Raw genomic sequence first — 21,526 nt, forward strand, 5'->3', positions numbered from 1 at the left:
TTTCAGACAGGAAAAGAAAGGTTTATTAGCAAAATCCCAAAAAAGCCCTGAAGAGATTTCTCTCTATCAAGACTTCCACTTGTCAACAATAGTCGTTCGACAAATTTCGGGTGGTACCTGTTCCGGCACTATACTGGCACTACAACCTAAACCGCCGAATCAACTCATTCAACTCCTCGGCCAATTCTGCCAGCTGTCCTGAGCTTGTGGCAACCTCTTCCATGGAACTGTTCGTTTGTTGAATCGATGCAGAGGTTTGTTCGATTCCGGCGGCAGATTCTTCGGAGACGGCGGTAATTTCTGCAATGGACGCCGTCATTTCCTCCGTATTGTTTGCCATGGTCGACAAGTTGGTAGAGATGCTTTGAATGTTGTTGACCATCTCAGTAACGGAATCGCTAATGCCCGCGAAGGTTTCGCCTGTTGTTTTGATTTGATTTGTTCCTTTTGTGACCTCTTCGTAGCCATCTTGTAAGGATGCGGTGACGTTACTCGATTCTTGTTGGATTGTATTTACAATGCCAGTAATGTCTGTGACTGAGACGGCTACTTGCTCTGCTAGTCTTCGAACTTCATCGGCAACGACGGCAAATCCTCGTCCTTCTTCACCGGCACGTGCTGCTTCAATGGCGGCGTTGAGCGCTAACAAATTCGTTTGTTCTGCAATGTCTTTAATAACGGAAACGAGCTTGGAGATTTGTTGAGATTGCCTATCTAAGCCACGTACTTTCTCCACTGCCCCTTGGACAATTTCGTCGATCATCGTCATTTGCTCAATGGATGATCTCATGAGTTGACTGCCTTTTGCGGTCATCGATAGTACTTCGTTGGAAGATTGATAGATCGTTTCACCGTTTGTATTGGCTTCTTGTACTTTTTCTGCAAAGGTCACCATCATGACGGACAGTTCACTCGCACTATTTGCTTGTGACTCAGCTCCAGATGCCAATTCTTGCATAGTCGAAGCGACCTGGTTACTACCTTCTTTCACTTCATTTGCAGATTGAGTCAGCTCTTCACTTTGACCTGAAACAGATTCGGCTACCGTATTGATTTGCCCTAGTAGTTGGCGTGTATTGTCGCTCATGTGGTTCGTGGCGATGACAAGCTGGCCTAGTTCGTCCACTGACTTTAGTTCTAATGGTTCCTGGCTTAAATCTCCGCTCGCAACTAAATTCATACGATCCTTCACCATGATAATAGGTTTCGTAATGATTCTGGTCGTAATGAGTGCAGCTGCGACACCAAGCAGGACGACTAGAATAGAGACGGTCCCGCCTGCCAATAAAATGGTCTCTCCATTTTTGATAATTGCGTCCCCTTCTTCTTGAATAAGGGCTTCTCTGCTACGAGCCACACTCGCAAACCCGTCCATAATGGTACGAGCCAAAGGTTGAACCTCATTGGCGAGAATGACCATTGCTTCTTCTTCGTTGCCTTGATCAAACTGTGCAAACACTTGTTCAACGACCAATTTCTCCCATTCAACACTCTGCTTAATGAGAATTTTTACTTCCTCTGAATCACTCGCGCTCAAAATAAATTCTTCTTGCTCTTGACTTGCCTTTGTATACTCGTCAAACCGTACTTTATAATCATTATCACCATAGAGGACATACGCCCGGGTCAAAGCAATTCGTTGTGCCATGTTAAAAGCAAGCTTTTCATCAGCAACGAGTAAAGGGAGTTGATCATTCACAATATCCTCCGTGTCACTATTGACCTTGTTAATGGAGTAAAAGTTAAAAATACCTAGTCCAAGAACAAGCACAATCACGACCGCAAACCCGAGTAAAATCTTCATTTTTATACTTTTCATCTTCAGTAAACTTTTCACCTAATCATCTCCTCTACAACACTTTCTCTATCGCTTCTTGAATTCGATTTGCTGCAAAAGGTTTCACGATGAAGTCTTTTGCTCCTGCCTGAATGGCGTCGATAATCATCCCCTGTTGCCCCATGGCCGAGCACATAATGACCTTAGCATCGGCATTCAGTTTTTTAATCTCTTTGCAAGCCTCGACACCGTCCATTTCGGGCATGGTGATGTCCATGGTGATGACGTCAGGCTGTAATTCCTGAAACTTATGTATTGCGTCTCTACCATTTTCCGCTTCTCCTACTACCTCATGACCGAGCTTTTGTAAAATATCTTTTAACTGCATTCTCATAAAGAGGGCATCGTCTGTAACGAGTATTTTTGCCATACCTTCCACATCTCCTGTTCTAGTAGTCTAGTAATAAGTAAGTTTCCAGCTCACCTACGCGTTCGACAGCCACACTTAATTGATGGGCCACGGCATGTCCAGAGAGGGAAGCTTCCCCTTGCATGATCGTTGGCGCAGTAATATCCGTCCGAATGCCTTTCTTCACGAGGTTAGTAGACAGGCCGCCAGCGATCATGTTGCCGAGCTCGCCACTAAACGATGCCAGCATTTCCCCCTCTAACGGCATGCCAAACATCGATTGACCAATGGCTCCGAATACTTTTTTATTCCCTGTTAAAATCAACTTTCCTCGAACATCTCCAGTAATTCCGATTAAAACCCCAAACTGTAGTGGTAATGAGGTTTCTAGCTGTTTTAGCTCCTCCATTTTGAGATGGATCGGAATGATACGCTGCATAGATAAATACGTACCCTGTAGTAACAAATCCACCACAGTTTGACTTCTTGTTTCGGTTAACAAAGTTTACCAACTCCTATCTGATTCCGTTTTGAGTACTGGTTCTGTTGTGTTGACGTCAAGTGCAACAAACGCTATCGAAAAACTATCCTGTCTTATACAGCCCACTTTTCAGTATAAAAAAAAGACCATTCTAAAAAGAGCATAGAATGGCCAAACAGATTTTTATTAGAAATCTTAAACTTGGTAACCAGGCGATCATAGCCAAGTGACTTTAGGAACAGTCATGACCTTAGACTCTAGGCTTTGCGTCCTATCCTTTCGAATAGTTTGCCTTTAACATCAACATATTCAAGACTTTAGGAACAGCACTAAAGTAATGATAAAGCGTCTTAATACAAAAATCAACAATATTCGACATGTTTCACAACTTTGAAACTTCTGTGTAACGCTGATGGATAACACAAATATTATATTGAAATAGTTAATAGTTCCCGAGTAGACGCACAGAAAAGGCTTCTATTCCCTTGATGGAAGGACTCCTATATAAACTACAAATACAGCGTTTACCGGATCAACCAATAATTAAAATTCTGCTGGATGACACTCGGGCTATTCCTTAGCATAAGACAAACTACAAGTTTCATAGTTTACTAAAAAACTATGGAGGGGAAAATTTTGTCTCACGAGTACATCCCAGTAAAAAATATCAGGACGTATTGGCAGACAACAAACGAGGACATCAGAAAGAGTGTTGCGAATTATAACAATGTGGCATTGGACGACGATTTAACTGTTTTTACGTACAGCGGTGAGTACTATATTTGTTCAAATTACTTCAAATTCTTCATGGTGAGGTATCGTGACAGAGAGCAGATGTTAAAGTGTAGCATTAAGCAAGTTCACGACTTGGAGTCTCTCCGTACTCGCTCGTTAAAAAACGCTATTATAGAGTCAAAGGGTTGGGGATGGATGAAGGAGATGATTTATGGACTATTAAGCCGGGTTAGCTCCCAAGAAATCAGTTATCTCGTTCAACAAACGGGACTTCCTAAGGAGAAATTTAAAAATTATGTCCTAGATGAACGTGTGCCTGATAGGTATCGGGATTATGCATATAATAAGATGCAAGTTTCAAAGTTTAATAAGATGTACCATAGTCGAACATTGAGGCAAGCAGGTGAACATGTACTACACATTTTAACAAACTTTCTTACTTGGGAGGACCCCATTAAAAGAGGTTTGACTACAGACGAAATCGATTATTGCATTCGTTATTTCAATACCCATCGTGTACATCCAAACGCTGAGAAAGCACGAGATGATCTGATCGAATTACTATTGGAAAAGGAACCCGCAGATCGAAGACGTCAACAAGAAATTCATGATAAACGCTTCTCGCCCGGTACAAATTCATCTAGAGATAGTGACGAAAACGACTTTGACCCTCTACATTAATAGCTGTTTCAATTATTACTTAGAGGGTACCACGCTTCTGGCCCAGGTAAAGGAGACTGAGTAAATAGTAGTTTATCATCGTGGATTTTGTGAATAAGGGTTCTAAAAACAACACACGGTTACCTAATTTTACCCACCACAAACAAGAAGACCCGACTGAAACTCCTCTCCGACGGGTCTTCTTTTTACTGCACTACCGCAGTGGGGGTCTGACACCGTTAACCGTTATCTAATGACAGCGCTCACTGCCTCAATAAACCGCTCCACTTCTTCTTCGGTATTGTATGGGGCGATTCCGACTCGTATCCAGCCACCACTTTTGTTGATATCGAGCTTTTCAGCCAGAGTTGTGGCGTAGAAGTCTCCGTCAGCGGCAAAAATGCCATGTTCGTCAGCCAGAACTCGGCAAAAGTCTTGAGGCTTGATACCTTCTATTTGAAATGCAATGGTTGGAGTCTTCGGAACGGTATCGTCTGCTTGATATAGGGTGACGTTCTCCATTTGACTTAACGCTTCTCGTAACTGATTGGCTAACTGATTCTCGTACTCTTCTATTCTTTTGATACCAGAAACGATTCTGTCCCTGCGATTCTCTCCCACTCCCATTGTATCGAAAAAGTCGATGGCTGGTTTGATGCCTGCGATGCCTTCATGGTTTTGTGTGCCGGTTTCTAGTTTATCTGGGAAGTGCTCTGGGGCTGGAGACAATTTATAAGGCCGTAACGCTTCAAAAACTTCTGAGCGAATAACAGCGATCCCAACGTGAGGCCCAAAAAATTTATAGGCAGAGCACAACAGGATATCTACGTCCAAATCGTCTCGATCGATGGAAAGGTGAGGGGCTGCGTGAACAGCATCCACCGCGACCAACGCACCTACTTCTCTTGCCCGGCGCGCGATTCTCTTAACATCATTCACTGTTCCGACGGCATTTGAGGCAAGACTTACCGCAACAAGACGGGTTTTCTCTGTGATCAAGGAATCCAAATTTTCCAAGTTCAGAGTCAGGCCATCAGGGTCTACCTCTATCCACTTAACAGTCAGCCCATGATCACGTGCCATCAACAACCAAGGATCCACATTGGCCCGGTGATCGATTTCTGACAAAACAATTTCCCCGCCCTCTCCCCAAGATTGACCGAGAGCCCTAGAAATAGCCAAAGCCAACGTCGTCATATTGGCACCAAACGCCACCTCTTGAGGATGAGCGCCTAAAAAGTCTGCCACGGCTTGTTTTGAATCCGCAATGATCTGTTCAGTTTCACGACTCGACGGAAATGATCCGTGAAGATTCGCGCCACCACTTTCCATATATTTCACCATGGCGTCGATTGATGACTTCAAAACTTGAGAGCCACCCGGACCGTCCAGGTAAACAACTGACCTTCCATGATAAGTTCGATTTAACGCTGGGAACTGTTTTCTAACCTCTTCAATCGGAAAACACAACTGTGATCATCCCTTTCGAGTGCTCTATTTATTGTGAATTATCGCATACCTATACGTAAAAGTCCCCCCATGGTTTTCTTAAATCGGTATTACAAACGATCCCTCTTCATCCACAACTTTCATTCGACAAATTTCGGGTGGTACCAGTTCCCTGATCTGTCTCATTCGACAAATTTCGGGTGGTACCAGTTCCGGGGTCTCCTGGGGTCTCCTGGGTCTTCTTTGGTCTATCCGAGTGTGCTCACTAGGATACTGGCGATGAGGATGGAGGCGGTGGTGACGGTGGTGAAGCCTCCTACTAGCATAGGGGTTAGGATTTCGTCAAAGATGATCCTTTGTTCCTTTTTGTTTTTCCCTACGCTACGACTTACCTCTTCACATAGAATATAGTCTCCCGGAAAGCCGTATAAAGCGGTTAAGGCGATGGGCATGCCTTTGAGAGGATCCCATTTAAATAGTTTTGTCATGACGAATCCACCGATAAGTATACCAATAACCCCAACTGTCATAATGAGGAGAACGTGCGGTAAGTAATCTGCAAACATGCTGATGGTAATGCTGTTCATAGAGGTCATAACGAGAATAATGACTAAAGACATGGAAATGCCAAATGAGTTGGCCCGCTCCAACATGTTTCCTTGATAAAAACCAAAATATGTGCCCCCGATTCCGATAACTAGCGCCCAAAGACTATAATTGACGCCCGTTAGTGAGCCCAAACCGACTGCTACAGCGCCGCCGAGAAAGATTTGGAATAACAAAATAACTTGTGTTTGATATTTTTCCGGTAGCAAGCTTTTTCTTTTGTTCGTTTCCTCGACAGCATCCGAACTTCCACTTTCAATTGAAGCAGCTGTCGCCTTAAAGTTCCCTTCTTCAATTTGCTTTTGTAGCTTAAAACCGTATTTACGCAAAAAGTAGGCTGACAGTGGCATGCCGATAAAGTTTTGTAGCCCTAAGATGAGTGCGGGAATGGTAATTAAGCTGACGAGTCCAAGCTCCTGAAGCTTTTCTGAGGTCACGACAAAGGCGATGATTCCACCTGTTAATGGACCTGTTCCAGCAATAGAAGACGTGTAGCCAATGATTGGGACAGCAATGAGTAAGATCAGAATAGATGCCACTACGATCCCCGATAGTGCAATCAACACAGCCTTGTATTGCTCTTTAATTTGTTTGAAAGGAATTAAAGTGCCCATGTGAACAATTAACGGAGCAGGAATGAGTGCTGCAAAAGCTGCTAGGTTTGCTTGTTCGATAATATTTTGCGGAAAAATCCCCGTCCACAATAGGATTAAATAGCCAAATAAAACGACAAATAGCATGGGGATTCTAGCTTTCGAGATGACGGACAAAAACTCTCCAAAGGCCAACAGTGCAAAAATCAACATGACCGCAACGATCGGTTCACTAAACACGCGAATACACCCTCTCCTGTTTAATCTTTCTTCTCGAGATAATTGTAAATAGTAAATTTTGAAACATTCAGAATCCTGGCGGCGTTTTGCACTGACCCTTTGATCAAAAATAACCCCATATCGTCCAAGTACTGAATAAAGGCGACCTTTTGATCTTTGTCCATGAGTTGAATGGGTACACCGACCTTTTTCGTACCCTCTTGAATGATCTTTTTTTCCAGATCGGTTATCGACAGCGAAAAGGATTCCTTTTGCTCAGCTTGCTCTTCTTCAGTTTTTAATAAGTCTTGCACGAAGGAGTGTGTGACAGATAAATAGCTAGTGTCCAAGTTAATACAAAGACAACCTAACAATTCACCGTCTTCGTCCCTGATCATCATGGAACTTGATTTGATTTCCTTGCCATTTTCGGCCCTGCTTTTATAATTGGTGAGTAAGTCGTTTCCTTCCAACCCTTTTTTGATCGTTTTCAATCCCAGGTCTGTCATGGGAGAACCCGTTTGTCTGGCAGTGACGTGACCATTAAAGATCGCCACGATAGAATCAGATACATCTGTTACGTCGTGCAGCACGACTTCGCAAAAGTTCCCAAACGTCTTGGCGATCCCTTCAGCGACTGGAATGTAGCTTTTTAAAATCGGATGAATTTCAGCTTTAGTTGACTTCACCTGTTTCAGCCCTCTCTGAGTCTTTCGCGAAAAGTAATGTTCCATCTTGATAGACTTTTCGGATATTCTTTAAGCAAACTATATCTTCTAAAGGATTCCCTTCTACCAAAATCAGATCGGACCGCTTCCCTTTTTCGAGTGATCCAATGTGATCGTCTGCCTTTACGCATTGTGCAGCGGTTATTGTAGCTGATTGAATCGCTTCATGAGGTGTCATTCCTTGCTCGATCATCAGAGCCAGTTCATCCACGAGCAAACCTGGTTCATTAAACGGAGTCCCTGCGTCAGTTCCGGCTGCAATTTTCACTCCCGCCTGATAAGCTCTCCGAAAGCTTTCCATATGTCGCTGAATGAGCTTTTCCGTTTTTCTAATCATATGTTCCGGAACTGTACCCTTTTTATCGACGATCAAAGTTGCGGCCATCAGAGTAGGCACTAAGTAAGTCCCTTTTTCTAGCATCAGCTCCACCGCTTCATCGTCCAAAGTGTTTCCATGCTCGATCGTCGTAATCCCGGCACGAACTGCATTTTTAATACCCTCAATCCCGATCGCGTGGGCGGCTGTCGTTTTCGAAACGTGTTCAGCTTCTACACACGCACATCGCAATTCCTCCTCGCTGAACTGCGTTGACCCTGGATCTGTACCTTTCGTTAAAACACCCCCAGTTGCCATCAGCTTTAACAAATCCGCACCCGCTTTTAATTGCCTACGTGCTGCTTTTCTCACCTCCTCTATCCCGTCCACTTCAGTTGCCATCACGTGACCATGTCCGCCCGTCATGACGATGGGTTGACCTGCAGCAAACACTCTCGGCCCCGTTACCATCCCTTGCTCCATAGCCGTTCGATAAGAAATGTCAACGTTATATCTCGTGCCTAAGTTTCGAACTGTCGTAATACCTGAACGCAAAAAAGTTTGACCTTGCTGATGAGCTCTGTAAGCAGTTGTCGCTACGTCATCCTCTCCGATTTGCTTGAATGGGTCTGGAGAACAGTCCATTCCTAAATGAACGTGACTGTCGATTAAGCCGGGAAGCACCGTCATCCCCCTACCATTGATTTCAACATCCGCCTTCACACCAGCACAATCGTGAGGACTCACTTCAGTCACGCCAGATTCATCGAAAGTGATGGTACCGCTTTCAAATACGCCATCTCTTGAGCAGGTGATGATTCTGACATTATGAATTTTGGTGATCATCACCTGGACACCCCCTTGTTAAAATCCGAAATGAGTGAAGCGTACAGTTCAAAACTAATATTTCCACCGCTAACCATGACAGCTACTTTTTTGCCCTTTAGATGTGTGTGATGATACAACATCGCCGCCAATGCAGCGGCACCCGATGGTTCTACTACCAACTTGGCCCTCTCAGAAAGGAGAATAACGGTTTTGGCAATTTCCTGTTCGGATACTAACACGAGGTCATCCACATATTTTTGTGTATGGGCGAAGGTATTGTCTCCAGGTTTTTTCGCCATCAAACCGTCTGCGATCGTTTCAACTTTGTCGACTTCAGACGGCCGTCCTTGTTGAAGGGAGTGATACATCGCCTGTGCACCTTCCGTATTGACACCAATCACCTCGACAGTTGGCTTCATTTCCTTGACAGCTGCCGCCACCCCAGAGATCAACCCGCCTCCACTGACAGGGACAATGATCGCGTCAACATCAGGGAGTTCAGCCAGGATTTCCATGCCGATCGTTCCTTGGCCTGCAATCGTGTACAGATCTTCAAAAGGATGAATCATCTCCATTCCTTCTTCTTCATGAAACTGTTGGGCTCTCTCAAACATCGCAATCGAATCTGTCCCGTATTCCACAGCCCGTGCCCCGTATCCGATGATGGCATTCTTTTTGCTTGGAACCGGATTTTCTGGCATGACGACCGTTGCTTTCACCCCTAAAGCCCTAGCAGCGTACGCTGTACCGGCACCGTGATTCCCTGCTGAAAAGGCGACAATCCCTTTCTCCTTTTGTTCGTTTGTTAGACTAGAGATTTTGTTGAAAGCACCGCGAATTTTAAAAGAACCCGTTTTTTGCAAGTTTTCCGGCTTCAAATACATCTCATTTCCCGACCATTCTGAAAAGGTTTGTGAAAACTGAAGTGGTGTTTCGTGAATAACGCCAGCTAATTTCGCCTTCGCTTGTTGGATTTGATTCAGTGTTACATACACGCTCTATTCCTCCTCATCCGTTTCGATTTCTACAATGAGCTCAATTTCAACAGGCAGATTCATCGGTAGTACACTGGTTCCGATCGCTGAACGGGCATGTCGACCCTTTTCTGACAAAACGTCATGCAAAAAGTCTGAGGCACCGTCCATTACTGCTGGTTGATCAAAAAAATCAGGGCTACTATTCACAAAGCCTAACAATTTTACAACCTTCCGAATCCGATCTAAATCGCCAATTTCCCCTTTTATCATGCTGAAAAGGTTTAAGACCGTTAGTTTTGCAGCATCATAGCCTTGTTCGACAGTAAGATCATCTCCAACCCTTCCTTGATAAAAGGGTTTTCCGTTTACAAAGCACCCCGAACCTGACGTATACAGTAAGTTACCCGATTTATTCGTCGTTACGTAGTTTGCCAGTGGTTTTGGGTTGGCGGGTAGTACATAGCCCAATTCCGCTAACCTTTTCTCCACAAGTGACATACATTCCCCTCCTCCCGATTGAGTGAATCCGTGTCCCTTTACAAAAATATTTGCATTCAAAAAATTTTTTTGAAACTTGAAACAGTATATGAGGTCAGCTACGGTTGTATGTACACAATTCAACCATGTAGAGGAGGAAGGTTTCATGGCGTCAGAATTGTATGTGACGAACAGTTATGTGAAGGAGGCTCAGCGACAGCGACGATTACAAAAAAAGCGAGCGCTCTAAGACTGGGCGACGATCGTTGAACAAACCAATACAGAAATTGGACGAGATCATCAAATCACTTCAAGATTTTTACCGAGAAGTGAAGCGGAAAGTATCTCAGATATGATTAAAATGCAGCTAGTGAAGAGGAAGAATAAAGGGAAAGGGATTACGCGGTTGGAGGTGGAGGTAAGTTAGGGTGAAGAGTGACCCTGTTTTACAGAACTAAAGCGTTGTTTAACTGTGTAGGACCTGTACAGGATATTCGAGTACAAGACGAAGAAGCCCCGTAGAAATTCTCAACGGGGGTTCCTTGTCATCTGAAAATTTCATTCGACAAATTTCGGGTGGTATCAGTTCCCTGATTTGACAGTGCGGTCAACAAACATGCCGATCGAAAGAGACAGTCGTACTTTTTCGTCAATCGATTTTCCACCCGTCATTTTTTCATTGATTTGAATCATGTCGCTCGGTACAGGAACGGTCATATCACTTTTGTCCAACATACTCGAAGTGTCTTATTTCAGTTGGTGACACCATCCACAATCCGGGGTATGAACATTGCTCATGCCACTCGAAAAATGAAAAGAAACCGCAGAGCTCTCTCTCCGCAGGACTTCCTCTATGTCAAACACATTCATTCGACAAATTTCGAGTGGTGACAGGCACCGTTCACTTAACTCCATTGAGAGGAGGCAAGAATACCACCCCCTCTCTTCTCCCACTATTGTTAAAAATTAGGTAAACACAAGAACCGTCCCCGTGTTTCCCAAACACATTCATTCGACATATTTCGAGGGGTGACAGGCACCGTTCACTTAACTCCCCTGAGAGGAAGCAAGAGTACTGTACCCTCTCTTCTCCCACTATTGTTAAAAATTAGGTAAACACAAGAACCGTCCCCTTGTTTCCCAGAAAGTGTTAAAATTAAGAAAAAAACAAGAAGGGACAAGAATGAATTACCATAGCGAGTGCACCGCAACTTCATTCTTCTTGGGCAATCAAAAATTTTGCGTGAAAGCTTTATACATAAACAAGAAGAAAGCACAACGAGCAGATAAAATCCGCTAATTGTGCTTTCTTTCGGGCAAAACTTCCGATTGTCTCCTAAGAGAACCGTCCCCATACTTCTCCAAAGATTATTCAGCGATAACTACTTTAATTTGTCCAGTAGCAGAACCATATCTCACTGTTAATGTGAAAGTGTCCCCTGCTTCAAGTGCAGTAATGTTTGCACTACCTGTACCATTATCATCCACTTCAATATCTCCTGCTTCGTCTTCTTCAACGATATTAGAGAAAGTGACACGTGGTGATTGTTTATTACTTCCACCATCATATTCTGCCACTCCAAAAGTAGCATCTATTAGCTCTGAACTTAGAGTAGCAGCATTACCGTACTGGTCTTTTACCACAATACGTTCTAATAGGTTATCAAGAGATACACTTGAGTCAGTTGTGCTGAATGTTGCATCCTCAGCATCACCTTCAGTATCTAGGAAGCTAACTGAACCAGCGCTTGGTGCTACGCTAGATACTGTTAATGTCCCTTCAAACTCTTCACCAGTATCACCGATAGTCACAAAGAATGGTACAGCTGTGTCATTTTCAACAGCTTTTTGTGGAGTCAAAGTCCAAGCATCAACAGAAGTAACTTTTACAAGGCTGCTTGATACAGCAACGTTGTATTCAGAGATAGGGAGTTCAACTTTACTTCCATCTGCAGTTATACCGTATACTGTAACATTTCGGCTATAATCTTCATCACCGAAAACGTCTGCAACTTCAGCTACTTCATAGCTTTCAAATTCTGTACGCTCAACAGAACGGAAATCCGCAGAATAGGAGCTAACTTCAGTATCTCCATCCATAAGTTTGAACACCAATTCAGCGGAACCTTTTGAACCTGCTAAAACATTAATAGTAGTTTCAGCAGCTGAAAGTGTTTCACTATCCTCGACAACTACCTCGTCTGTTCCATCAACAGTACCGTCTGGTGTAACAAATCCAGCAATCTCAATATCGTCAGTCCTTACTTCAACTGTATATTCACCAATAGAATCAATTGCTCTTCCATACTGATCTTCGAAGTGTAGGTCAGAAAGTGCAATTTCTTCAGTTTCGCCTGTGAATAGTACAGTCGAAACGTCTTCATCTAAACCAACCAATGAATTAGCTTCAGCTGCAGCTTCAACATTGATACGTACAGAATCAGAATTACCTGTGTTAGTCACAGCAGTCAAGTAAAAGATTGATTGATTAGGAGCTGTGAATTCGTAATAAACTACGCCGTCTTCTTCTACGAATTTAGCTGAATTTTCCACACTAGCTGGAAGTCCACTAATTGTTACACCATCAGTTCCTTCAAGAAGGCCTTCTTCGCTTACAACTTCAGTAAGTTCTTCACCATTACGGTCTAGTGCTGTAACAGGGATTCTTACACCAGTTTGTCCAGCAGAGATTGTGTTGTCAATGCTTCCAAAAGTAAATTCATCAACTTGCAGACCAGGACCTACTTCAATATCAAATTGTGCAATTGCTCCAGTAGCTTTCGATACTAAAGTTACAGGTGCTTTACCTGCTCTTGCAAAATCTGTTCCTGCATCACCATTAGCGTCTACAACACCAGTCAATTGAAGAGCTAATACATCTTCCCCATCAACTTCTACAGTTGTTACAGTGACTACATCGTCATCTGATACAAAGTCAACAGCATCTCCACCAACAGTTACCGCAAGGGCATCTTCTAATGTATCTTCAGAAGTAACGGCATTTCCGTACTGGTCTGTAGCTCCTAGTAAAAGGAAGAACTCGTTTGTAGAAAGGTTAGTATCAGCAGTTAGCGTTTTATCGTCTTCATTGTAAAGACCCAAAACTTCTAACTCATCAACTTGTGCAGCGTCAGAAATTTCTACTGTTCCTGATGCATTTATACCAGTAGTATTGTGCACTACAGTAAGTGGAAGTGTATCTCCAACTTCAAAACCTTCACCTTGAAGCTCAAGAGTGATGCTTTGATCGCCAGCAATAGCTTCTACAGCTGAAGTAGCAGTGATGCTTCCATCTTCTTGTGCAGTGATGTTTTCACCATATTGGTTTAGTACTTGGTATCCTACTTTTGCAATAGCATTGCTATTTACATCTGTAGCCCAAACAGCTTTATCAGAAAGAATCTCGATATCTGCAACTGTTTCATCAGCAACTTCTACAGTTGTAGTCAAGTCTTCTTCTTCTACACCAGAAACTACAACAGTATATTCAGCGTCAACAAGTTTGCTGTTAAGCTCAATTACTACTAATTTTCCACTTTCGTTTACAGTTACTTCTTTAACACTTTGCGTGCTATTCCCACGTTTAACAGAAAAGCTATCTTCATCAACATCAACTGCTTTATTAAACTCAACAGTCAATTTATAAGCCCCACTAGCCTCAAAACTAGCAATCTCTGCTACTTCAGGAACAGTAGTTTCAGCGCGGTAAACGAATAGTGCGAACTCTCCGCGAGTTACTTCGCCGTTAGCGTCGAATTGAGTGTCGCTTACTCCGTTAGCTACTTCAGCTTCGTAAAGAGCTGCAACGAAATCTTTGAATGTATCAGATACATCTGTGAAAGGAAGATCTTCTGGGTTTTCAGCAACAAGATCATAAGCGTTTGCAATGACTTTCGCCATTTCAGAACGAGTCATGTTGTCGTCAGCGCCGAAAGAAGTTCCAGTTTTTCCGCTAAGGATTTCAGCCGCAACTAGTGCGTTAACTGCACCTTGTCCACGTGCTGGTACGTCAGTGAATCCAGCGTCTGGAGCGTTTTCAGTATCAAGACCAAGAAGGCCTGCTACCATGATTGCTGCATCAACACGCTTGATTGATTGTTGTGTACCGAATTGTCCTTCAGCTACACCTTGTGTTACGTCGTTGTCAACTAAGAAGTTAACAGCGTCCGCGTAACGGTCACTCACATCTGTAAAGTTTTCTGCTGCTGCTGCAGGTGCTACTGCAGTTGCTACGAGGGTTGCTGTCGCAGCTGTTGCGATGAACTTGCGGTAAGACTTAGGTTGATAAGCCATGTCTAGTATTTCCTCCCTGTTTTGTATTTCTTTTTTAATAATGAACCGATGGAAGAACCACCAGGTTTTCATAAATGAGTTGCAACTTCTCTCACACACAAAACCTATAAGTATGTCAAAAAGTCAAAATCTATGACTCATTGTCATTCTGTACATGTGTCGAAAAAATTGTCTCGAAACAGTAACAGATGAAATTGGTAGAGATAAAAGTACGTAACTCTTAATCTATTCTACCAAAGGCAAGCTTTTTTTCAACTGTTTTTTACAAATTTCTCTACATTACGACTATCCTACAATAGGTTATGTATTTCAGAAGAAATGGAAGTTAAGAAAACATTTCCTCTAACAACAACTCTACCTCATGTATAGACGTAATGACACAGCAAAGGTTTCAATACTTGAGAACTTTTTTGCAACAATGTTAGTGTAACACATTTGTAACCTTGTAAAAAGAGTTTCATAGTATGCAACTACTGGAAATCTATATGAAAATTACACCAATATTTTGTATAGTTATCCCTTTTTTATTACAGCTCATAAACAAACGTCTTCCCTTACGTAAGGGAAGACGTTTGTTTAGCTTGTTGATGAAGGTAAGCAAATGCCACACCGGATACAAGCCAGAAAATGACGTTCATCTGTGGAATGAAGATTAAGTTATTGGACAAGTTCTGAACTAGGTAACAGACACTCCCTACGAACAAACCTGCCGCAATGACTTTACCTTCTGTACTTCTTTGGCGGAAATAAAGCTTAATGAGTACGAAGTAATAAGCAATATAGATGAAAAGAAAGGCGATTAACCCCGGAAAACCTGTTTCAGCACCGACCTTCAAGTACGAGTTGTGTACAGAGTAGACGTCGTGACCGATATATAACTCTGGATACTTTTGTACTGTTGGTAAGTAGTTGTCACGGTAGTTCCCCATGCCGACACCTAAAACTGGGTTGTCTCGTAGCATGTACCAGCCCGTTTTCCATAGCACTGTACGGGAAACGACAGCCCGTTCCGTATTTTCATCAACGGGTTCGTCCTCTTCCTCACTGCCCTCACTACCAGGATCTACTGGATCACCTGGAGCAGACAGTCCATCGCCCCCGCCGAACTTAATTGGAGACAGTTGCTCTATTGCATAGATCGCCGAGCTCGTTCGCGATTGCACATCTGGAAGGAAGTATAACGTCGTAAGCAGAAGCGCAAACGCAATGATGATTTGTGGCTTCACTGCATTTTTTAAGAAGGGCTTCGGCATGACAAGAACGAGTAGAATAAATGCGGCCGCCATTGTCACCCAGGCTGCACGTGTATACGTGAAAATAACATTCACTACAAATACCGCATACACAGCGAAGATGATCAGTTGTGTTGAAGGTTTTTTCGCGTAAACTACTGCGAACAAGACCGTCACCGGAATCACAAAGTTCATAAAGGCTGAGTAATAGTTCGGATTAATAAACGTGGAAAACACACGACCTTTTGCCTCATCCAATGCATACAGGCCCGCCTTATTCAAATTAAAATCAAACACATATTGTGCAAGACCGTATAATCCGACAAGTACGACTGTAGCAGCAAATACTTTTCCTAGCGTACGATACTCTTCTGCACTAAACTTTACTCGCGTGACGATAAAGAATAAGACTACGTAGGATAAGAACCGTGCGAATTCCATAGCACCTGCCACTAAGTTAACAGCATCGATAAATGAAAGTAGCGAGATGACGATAAAGATCAGAAACGCTAAGAAGATGCTCCGATTGTACATATCGTTCAAGTGAATTTTGTTCGTTTTGTATTCATAGAGGAATACAAGCGTCAATAGAGGGATGAGCACTACCTCAGCTGAAGCCGGGAGCGGTCCAATGTACGTTTTAAAGGACACGAGCGGAATAACAAATAATGAAATCAACACAACGTAATAGGTCAAACTATGTTTCGATAGCATGGTCTAACTCCTTCTGAAAAAATTCTACGCGTCTCTGTTCGTTATCAATTGACGATAAGAGGTGACTGTTTCTTCTACTAAACGGTCCAGGGAAAATTGGGAAGATGCGTGCGTATACAAGGCTTCCCCCATTTCAGGAAGCTTGTCGCGTTTTTCGTATGCATCACGCAATGCTCTAGCAAGTGCACTAGCATCTCCAACTGGCACAACCCATCCAGTTTCATTACTTTGGATTAAGTCACGAACGCCCCCTACGTTTGTTGCGATGATGGGCCTTCGTTCATTCGCCGCTTCTAATAGAGCCAACGGAAAACTTTCGCTAAGTGACGCAAGTAAAGCAACATGACTCATTGCGTAAAGACTCGGTACATCGTTACGATGACCTAACATGTGAATTTTGTTCGTTAAATTCTTAATGCTCAACTTCTCTTCAAGAGCTTCCTTCGCCGGACCGTCACCTATCCAAAGAATATGTATCGGTACGTCTCGTAGCTGCTCCATCGCCTCCATCACCACGTCATGTCCTTTAACAGGGTGTAAACGTGCCACCATAGCAACGACGAAGTCTTCTTTTTGCAATTGTAGTGTATCCCGCTCTATAGGTTCGGCGAGTTTCTCTGTATAGTGAATTCCGTTAAACACGGTTTTTATTTTATCATCTGCAACGCCTAAACGCAGTAGAATTTGTCGAAAAGAATCACTTACTGCAAAATAGTAGTCCATTTTTTGCAAAGCACGCTGATGAAGAACGGAAAACACCTTTCCTTTTATTCCGCCTCCCATAAAGTCAAGAGCGGGGTCGCTATGCAGCGTCGTCACCCACACGACACTTGTACCTTTGATCACCTTTTGGGCTAACACATTAGCACGAGGACCATGGGAATGAAGGATGTCGACACCTTCTTTGACGAGATCGCTTCGTACACGTCTCAACACACTCGTATCATAGCGGGATGTTTGGGGGTACACCCGCACAGAGATGCCTGCTGCGCGTGCTTCCTTCGTGAGGGGGCCCTCCTCGAACACAGCAAGCGTTACTTCTTCCTTTGGGAGCTGCGAGAGTAAGGACACGAGGTGGGCACGTGAACCCCCTGTCTCTGCCCCCGTTATAAGATGGAAAACCTTCACGAGTCATTCCCCCTAACTGGTGTGGTCATCGTCTCTTGGAAGATGGCTTCTTTTTTGTTGTACCCTTGGAAGATTGCCCACATGAGCGTTGACGCTTTGTTCACTTGTTTAAACAGCTGATTAAACTGCTCGTTTCGCCCACTCGCTACTTCTACTTCGTGGCAAAACATCACTTTCGGTAGATCGCGGAACGTTTCGACTGCATATACATCGGACTCATTGACTAAACTAGCTTTCAGTTCACCTAGGCGAAGAAATCCGTCAAAATCGATAGACTGTGAAGCGAAGATGTCTGTTGCCTGCGCTTTTTTTCCTTGTTGGTTCGAAATATCAACAATGCAATTAATCGCGTTGTGCGGTAGTGGCGTATTGATTTCATATAAACGTATACGCATATCAAGATCAATAGATTCCAATGCTGACGCTAAGTGGCGCGCGGTGGCCACATGATCGGGGTGGCAGTCTACATAAGTGGTGCAGTAGATGACATCAGGGCTTATCTTCTCGATGATTCCTCTCATCTGCTGCGGCAATGTATCGTCTTCTGCTATCTTCCCGTCTGGTGCATCGAGAAATTGGATGTCTTGGATACCCAGAAGTTGTTGTGCACGCTTTGCCTCTTGTTTGCGTGTTTTCACCAAGTGTGACGTGTCATGTGCCCCGACACTCTTGGCACCGTCTGTCATGTACACTACTGTCGTATGGGCATTTTTTTGTGCGTATCGCAACAGCGTGCCACCGAGCCCGATTGTTTCATCGTCGACGTGTGGAGCAAAAACGAGTACTCGTTGGTTTTCGTCCAATTTTGTTGTCGTTCGATTATCTTGATAGTGACGCTTCACAAAAAAAGTCGTCAGTGGGGCCACAATCGGTTCTAAGATGCGTAACATTGTTCGTTTCCAAGTCAAAGGCCACAGCCTCCTTTTAAAATGAATCCACGTCACCTTGAGCTACTGTCCATCGAGAAAGGTGCGCATCTGCTTCCATTTCTTCCTTCGTAAAATGATTCGATAGGAGAACAAGTGGCATCGGCGCGTCCTTTTGCAAGAACTTCCACCGCCTCAATACTTGCACCGATGTCATTTCTGGGTGTGCCCAAGTTTGGACGAGATCTGCTTTTCGCAAATCATACAACACTGCTGAAAAGAGATCGTCTTCCTTTTGCCTATCTTGTCCACGGATGACGAGGTCGACAATATGTCCGACACGCATACCGTTTCTTTCTTCTTCATAAGACACTACATATCCGAACAGCCCTTTGTCGTCTTCTATAGCGCGCATGTTGTACTTTTTCGTCGGGTGCTGGTGATAGCGCCAATTTAAATAATCCTTATCTCGAATAAGTCCGACTTTCATTGGCGAACAATGGGCGAGTTCCGTAAAGCGCGCATCGCACTCTGTAACGCTCTCTACTTGCGAGGCTCTTTTCATACTCCCCGAACCGACAAAGCGTAAAGGACTGAAAAGAAGTCTAGCAACTCCACGGAAAGCAGGAACACGACTCGCTATAAGCCTGTCCACTCGTTGTAGGCGCACCCAACGCGGAATGTTCCCCACCGTGAAGGCGTCCAACTGCTTTGTTAGCAATTCGTGTGCCTTCTGAGCAGGATATCCGTACAGCATCTGAATTCCCTCTTTGTCTGCTTCTTGTAAGAGCCGCGTGTTTAGCTTTTGGTACAGGCCTTGACCCCGAGCAGATGGAGACACCATCGTATCCACTCGTGCACCAGCGCGGATAAGGTGGGCACCATACTTCATCTGGACGATGGTACAGCCGACGTGCCCAACGATTTTCCCTTCGTGTTCTGCAACCAATACGAACGGGACTTGTGTGGAAGAAGGAGAGCGAAATTTCCATTCCCATTCTTCTATCGGTCTTTCTTTCCCAAACACTTCTCGAAACAAAGTTTGAATACCCGCCTCGTCTCCATCTTGATAGCGTCGAATCTCCACAGAGTCGCTCTCCCTTCTCTCGCGCTGTTATGCCTGGATCGCTTTTAACTCTGATAAATTCCCAATCTTAACAACTTGAACACGCTCATCGTTCATCTCTACGCAATTTTTCGTATCGAAAACAACCGTCGACTTCATGAGTGATTGCAGCTTTTCGCTATCCATCGTTTTAAATTCGTTATGATCTGTTAACACGAGAATAAGGTGGCTGTCCTTCACGCTGTCCTCAAAGTTAGAAAGCGGAAAAGCTACTTGCTCCTGGCGAACGTGCGGATCGTGATAACGAATCGTATACGCCCCCGTGTTCTCAAGCATTTCAGCGATTTCAAGGGACGGGCTTTCACGCACATCATCTACGTTTCCTTTATACGTAAGTCCAAATAGCGTAATCGTTGGGTTGTTAATTTCGGCAGTTAAACGGGCAACTTGCTCGCACACAAATGACGGCATGCTGTTGTTTATGTCACGGGCCATCTTCATTAACTGCGCTTCTTCTGTCGCTTTTTCGATAATGAAATAGGGGTCTACCGCAATACAATGTCCTCCAACACCTGGTCCTGGCTGATGAATGTTTACGCGTGGATGACGGTTGGCAAGCGAGATCACTTCTTGTGCATTAACACCGAGTTTGCCCGACACTTTCACAAGCTCGTTCGCTAGTGCAATATTTACGTCGCGATACGTGTTTTCCATCAGCTTGGACATTTCAGCTGTTAATGCTTCTGTTTCAATACACTCACCTTGTACGATCGTGCGGTATACATCGGCCGCTTTTTTTGCCGCTTCTGGTGTTACCCCACCGACAATACGCGTGTTCTCTATCAGTTCAATCATAATGCGGCCAGGGATCACTCGCTCCGGAATATGAGCTAAGTGTACATCCTCTAAAGAGAAGCCAGCTGCCGTGATGATAGGTGCGACTACATCATCCATCGTACGAGGCGGAATGGTAGACTCTACTAAAACAATGCTTCCTTTTTGTACATAAGGCACGATAGAGTTTGTCGCTGCCACCACATAGTCTAAATTCGCTGTATGATCAGCGTGTACAGGAGTCGGAACAGAAATGATGTAAACGTCTGCTTCTTCTGGTTTTGTGGAAGCACGGAGTTTCCCATTCGCCACAACCTCTTTTACAACCTCGGCTAATCCTTCTTCTTCAATATGAATATCTCCACGGTTCAACGTATCGACAACGTGTTGGCTTACGTCCATCCCTACAACATCAAACCCAGCCCGAGCAAATACGGCTGAAGTTGGCAAACCAATATATCCTAATCCAATCACACAAATTTTCTTCATGCGTATAGAACCTCTCTTTTTCGACAATATTCTTTCATTACCGCAGACAATCCATTCTAATATACTACGTGTTCAACATCCTCTAGTATAGCAAAATTTACGCATTCGTCGATATGCCAATTGCTTGCAAAATCTCCTAGTGATACAATATTGGGTAGCTTTTCAGACAAGTTTCGTCACGTATTGGCAAAGGCGGTTGACATGCTGAAAAGGCGCATTATCACGAGTACATGCCCATTTCTCTACTACTACTCAAGCTCGGGAATGAGGATAAGGCCCGCATACTACACTATATAAGAAGGACGCTAGACGTTAATAGCCTATTAAAAACCGACACTGTTTTGTCGATTTTCCTTAACAGTTATGGCAATCCAATTGCACTACCGTCACGATCTAAGAACAATTCTGTGACACGGTTGGCAAACTGAGTATAAACCACTATGCTAAACTTCGACATTCAATTTCTTCAAATGGAGTGACACCGTTAGAACGCTCTTATTCGGGGATTAACGCTCTTATCCCGGGATTAACGCTCTTATCCGGGGATTAACGCTCTTATATCGGGATTAACGCTCTTATTCGGGGATTAACGCTCTTATCTCGGGATTAACGCTCTTATATCGGGATTAACGCTCTTATCCCAGGATTA

17 protein-coding genes, 1 pseudogene and 1 riboswitch are annotated in these 21,526 nt (G+C 43.8%); of the genes and pseudogenes, 1 reads left to right on the top strand and 17 read right to left on the bottom strand.

The window, feature by feature from the left end:
- Nucleotides 1-139: 139 nt before the first annotated feature.
- The 4 genes and pseudogenes from HHK01_RS15970 to HHK01_RS13515 all read right to left on the bottom strand — a co-directional run bounded on the left by HHK01_RS15970 (nt 140) and on the right by HHK01_RS13515 (nt 2,688).
- Nucleotides 140-1,087, bottom strand: a complete 948-nt coding sequence (locus HHK01_RS15970) for a methyl-accepting chemotaxis protein (RefSeq protein WP_407646963.1) — start codon at nt 1,085-1,087, stop codon at nt 140-142.
- A pseudogene (locus HHK01_RS15975) lies at nt 1,079-1,819 on the bottom strand (MCP four helix bundle domain-containing protein); the annotation flags it as partial. The gene HHK01_RS15970 and the pseudogene HHK01_RS15975, both read right to left, overlap by 9 nt.
- A gap of 31 nt (nt 1,820-1,850) precedes the next feature.
- Complete coding sequence (locus tag HHK01_RS13510; RefSeq protein ID WP_170008267.1) at nt 1,851-2,207, bottom strand: response regulator; 357 nt, start codon at nt 2,205-2,207, stop codon at nt 1,851-1,853.
- 19 nt (nt 2,208-2,226) lie between these two features.
- Nucleotides 2,227-2,688, bottom strand: a complete 462-nt coding sequence (locus HHK01_RS13515) for a chemotaxis protein CheX (protein ID WP_228027580.1) — start codon at nt 2,686-2,688, stop codon at nt 2,227-2,229.
- A 179-nt stretch (nt 2,689-2,867) separates the two neighbouring features.
- Nucleotides 2,868-2,970, bottom strand: a riboswitch (cyclic di-GMP riboswitch).
- A gap of 333 nt (nt 2,971-3,303) precedes the next feature.
- Here HHK01_RS13515 and HHK01_RS13520 point away from each other — a divergent pair.
- Nucleotides 3,304-4,083 carry a hypothetical protein gene (locus HHK01_RS13520; protein ID WP_170008268.1) on the top strand — a complete coding sequence of 260 codons (780 nt, stop codon included), beginning with the start codon at nt 3,304-3,306 and terminating at the stop codon, nt 4,081-4,083.
- A 225-nt stretch (nt 4,084-4,308) separates the two neighbouring features.
- On the opposite strand, the gene HHK01_RS13525 is transcribed toward HHK01_RS13520, so the two are convergent.
- The 13 genes from HHK01_RS13525 to HHK01_RS13585 all read right to left on the bottom strand — a co-directional run bounded on the left by HHK01_RS13525 (nt 4,309) and on the right by HHK01_RS13585 (nt 20,877).
- Nucleotides 4,309-5,532: a cysteine desulfurase-like protein gene (locus HHK01_RS13525; protein WP_170008269.1), complete on the bottom strand. Its 1,224-nt coding sequence runs from the start codon at nt 5,530-5,532 to the stop codon at nt 4,309-4,311.
- Between the two features lie 227 nt (nt 5,533-5,759).
- Nucleotides 5,760-6,950, bottom strand: coding sequence for a hypothetical protein (locus tag HHK01_RS13530; protein WP_170008270.1), 1,191 nt, complete (start codon nt 6,948-6,950; stop codon nt 5,760-5,762).
- A gap of 20 nt (nt 6,951-6,970) precedes the next feature.
- Nucleotides 6,971-7,618, bottom strand: a complete 648-nt coding sequence (locus HHK01_RS13535) for a helix-turn-helix transcriptional regulator (protein ID WP_228027581.1) — start codon at nt 7,616-7,618, stop codon at nt 6,971-6,973.
- Nucleotides 7,605-8,819, bottom strand: coding sequence for a metal-dependent hydrolase family protein (locus HHK01_RS13540; RefSeq protein ID WP_170008805.1), 1,215 nt, complete (start codon nt 8,817-8,819; stop codon nt 7,605-7,607). The genes HHK01_RS13535 and HHK01_RS13540 overlap by 14 nt, the downstream gene beginning before the upstream one ends.
- A complete protein-coding gene (locus HHK01_RS13545) occupies nt 8,819-9,796 on the bottom strand; it encodes a threonine ammonia-lyase (RefSeq protein WP_170008272.1) in 978 nt (325 codons plus the stop codon). Before HHK01_RS13545 ends, HHK01_RS13540 begins: the two co-directional genes overlap by 1 nt.
- 3 nt (nt 9,797-9,799) lie before the next feature.
- Complete coding sequence (locus HHK01_RS13550) at nt 9,800-10,276, bottom strand: RidA family protein (RefSeq protein WP_170008273.1); 477 nt, start codon at nt 10,274-10,276, stop codon at nt 9,800-9,802.
- 561 nt (nt 10,277-10,837) lie between these two features.
- Nucleotides 10,838-10,990: a hypothetical protein gene (locus tag HHK01_RS13555; RefSeq protein ID WP_170008274.1), complete on the bottom strand. Its 153-nt coding sequence runs from the start codon at nt 10,988-10,990 to the stop codon at nt 10,838-10,840.
- A gap of 633 nt (nt 10,991-11,623) precedes the next feature.
- Nucleotides 11,624-14,620 carry an S-layer homology domain-containing protein gene (locus HHK01_RS13560; protein WP_228027582.1) on the bottom strand — a complete coding sequence of 999 codons (2,997 nt, stop codon included), beginning with the start codon at nt 14,618-14,620 and terminating at the stop codon, nt 11,624-11,626.
- A gap of 482 nt (nt 14,621-15,102) precedes the next feature.
- On the bottom strand, nt 15,103-16,494 hold the full coding sequence (locus HHK01_RS13565) for an O-antigen ligase family protein (RefSeq protein WP_170008276.1): 1,392 nt from the start codon (nt 16,492-16,494) through the stop codon (nt 15,103-15,105).
- A gap of 24 nt (nt 16,495-16,518) precedes the next feature.
- Nucleotides 16,519-17,622: a glycosyltransferase gene (locus tag HHK01_RS13570; protein WP_170008277.1), complete on the bottom strand. Its 1,104-nt coding sequence runs from the start codon at nt 17,620-17,622 to the stop codon at nt 16,519-16,521.
- Nucleotides 17,619-18,530 (bottom strand): PIG-L deacetylase family protein, encoded by a 912-nt coding sequence (locus tag HHK01_RS13575; RefSeq protein ID WP_170008278.1) that lies wholly within the window; start codon nt 18,528-18,530, stop codon nt 17,619-17,621. The genes HHK01_RS13570 and HHK01_RS13575 overlap by 4 nt, the downstream gene beginning before the upstream one ends.
- 16 nt (nt 18,531-18,546) lie before the next feature.
- Nucleotides 18,547-19,575 carry a GNAT family N-acetyltransferase gene (locus tag HHK01_RS13580; protein WP_170008279.1) on the bottom strand — a complete coding sequence of 343 codons (1,029 nt, stop codon included), beginning with the start codon at nt 19,573-19,575 and terminating at the stop codon, nt 18,547-18,549.
- Between the two features lie 27 nt (nt 19,576-19,602).
- Nucleotides 19,603-20,877, bottom strand: a complete 1,275-nt coding sequence (locus HHK01_RS13585) for a nucleotide sugar dehydrogenase (protein WP_170008280.1) — start codon at nt 20,875-20,877, stop codon at nt 19,603-19,605.
- Nucleotides 20,878-21,526 lie beyond the last annotated feature (649 nt).

This window comes from Bacillus fonticola, from assembly GCF_012955605.1.
Classification (GTDB): Bacteria; Bacillota; Bacilli; order Bacillales; family JC228; genus Bacillus_CG; species Bacillus_CG fonticola.

Bases quoted from the DNA above. Each gene is read 5' to 3' on its own strand.
- HHK01_RS15970 (WP_407646963.1), bottom strand. From the start codon at position 1,087: ATGAGCGACAATACACGCCAACTACTAGGGCAAATCAATACGGTAGCC.
- HHK01_RS13555 (WP_170008274.1), bottom strand. From the start codon at position 10,990: ATGTTGGACAAAAGTGATATGACCGTTCCTGTACCGAGCGACATGATT.
- HHK01_RS13565 (WP_170008276.1), bottom strand. From the start codon at position 16,494: ATGCTATCGAAACATAGTTTGACCTATTACGTTGTGTTGATTTCATTA.
- HHK01_RS13550 (WP_170008273.1), bottom strand. From the start codon at position 10,276: ATGTCACTTGTGGAGAAAAGGTTAGCGGAATTGGGCTATGTACTACCC.
- HHK01_RS13560 (WP_228027582.1), bottom strand. From the start codon at position 14,620: ATGAAAACCTGGTGGTTCTTCCATCGGTTCATTATTAAAAAAGAAATA.
- HHK01_RS13585 (WP_170008280.1), bottom strand. From the start codon at position 20,877: ATGAAGAAAATTTGTGTGATTGGATTAGGATATATTGGTTTGCCAACT.
- HHK01_RS13540 (WP_170008805.1), bottom strand. From the start codon at position 8,819: ATGATCACCAAAATTCATAATGTCAGAATCATCACCTGCTCAAGAGAT.
- HHK01_RS13510 (WP_170008267.1), bottom strand. From the start codon at position 2,207: ATGGCAAAAATACTCGTTACAGACGATGCCCTCTTTATGAGAATGCAG.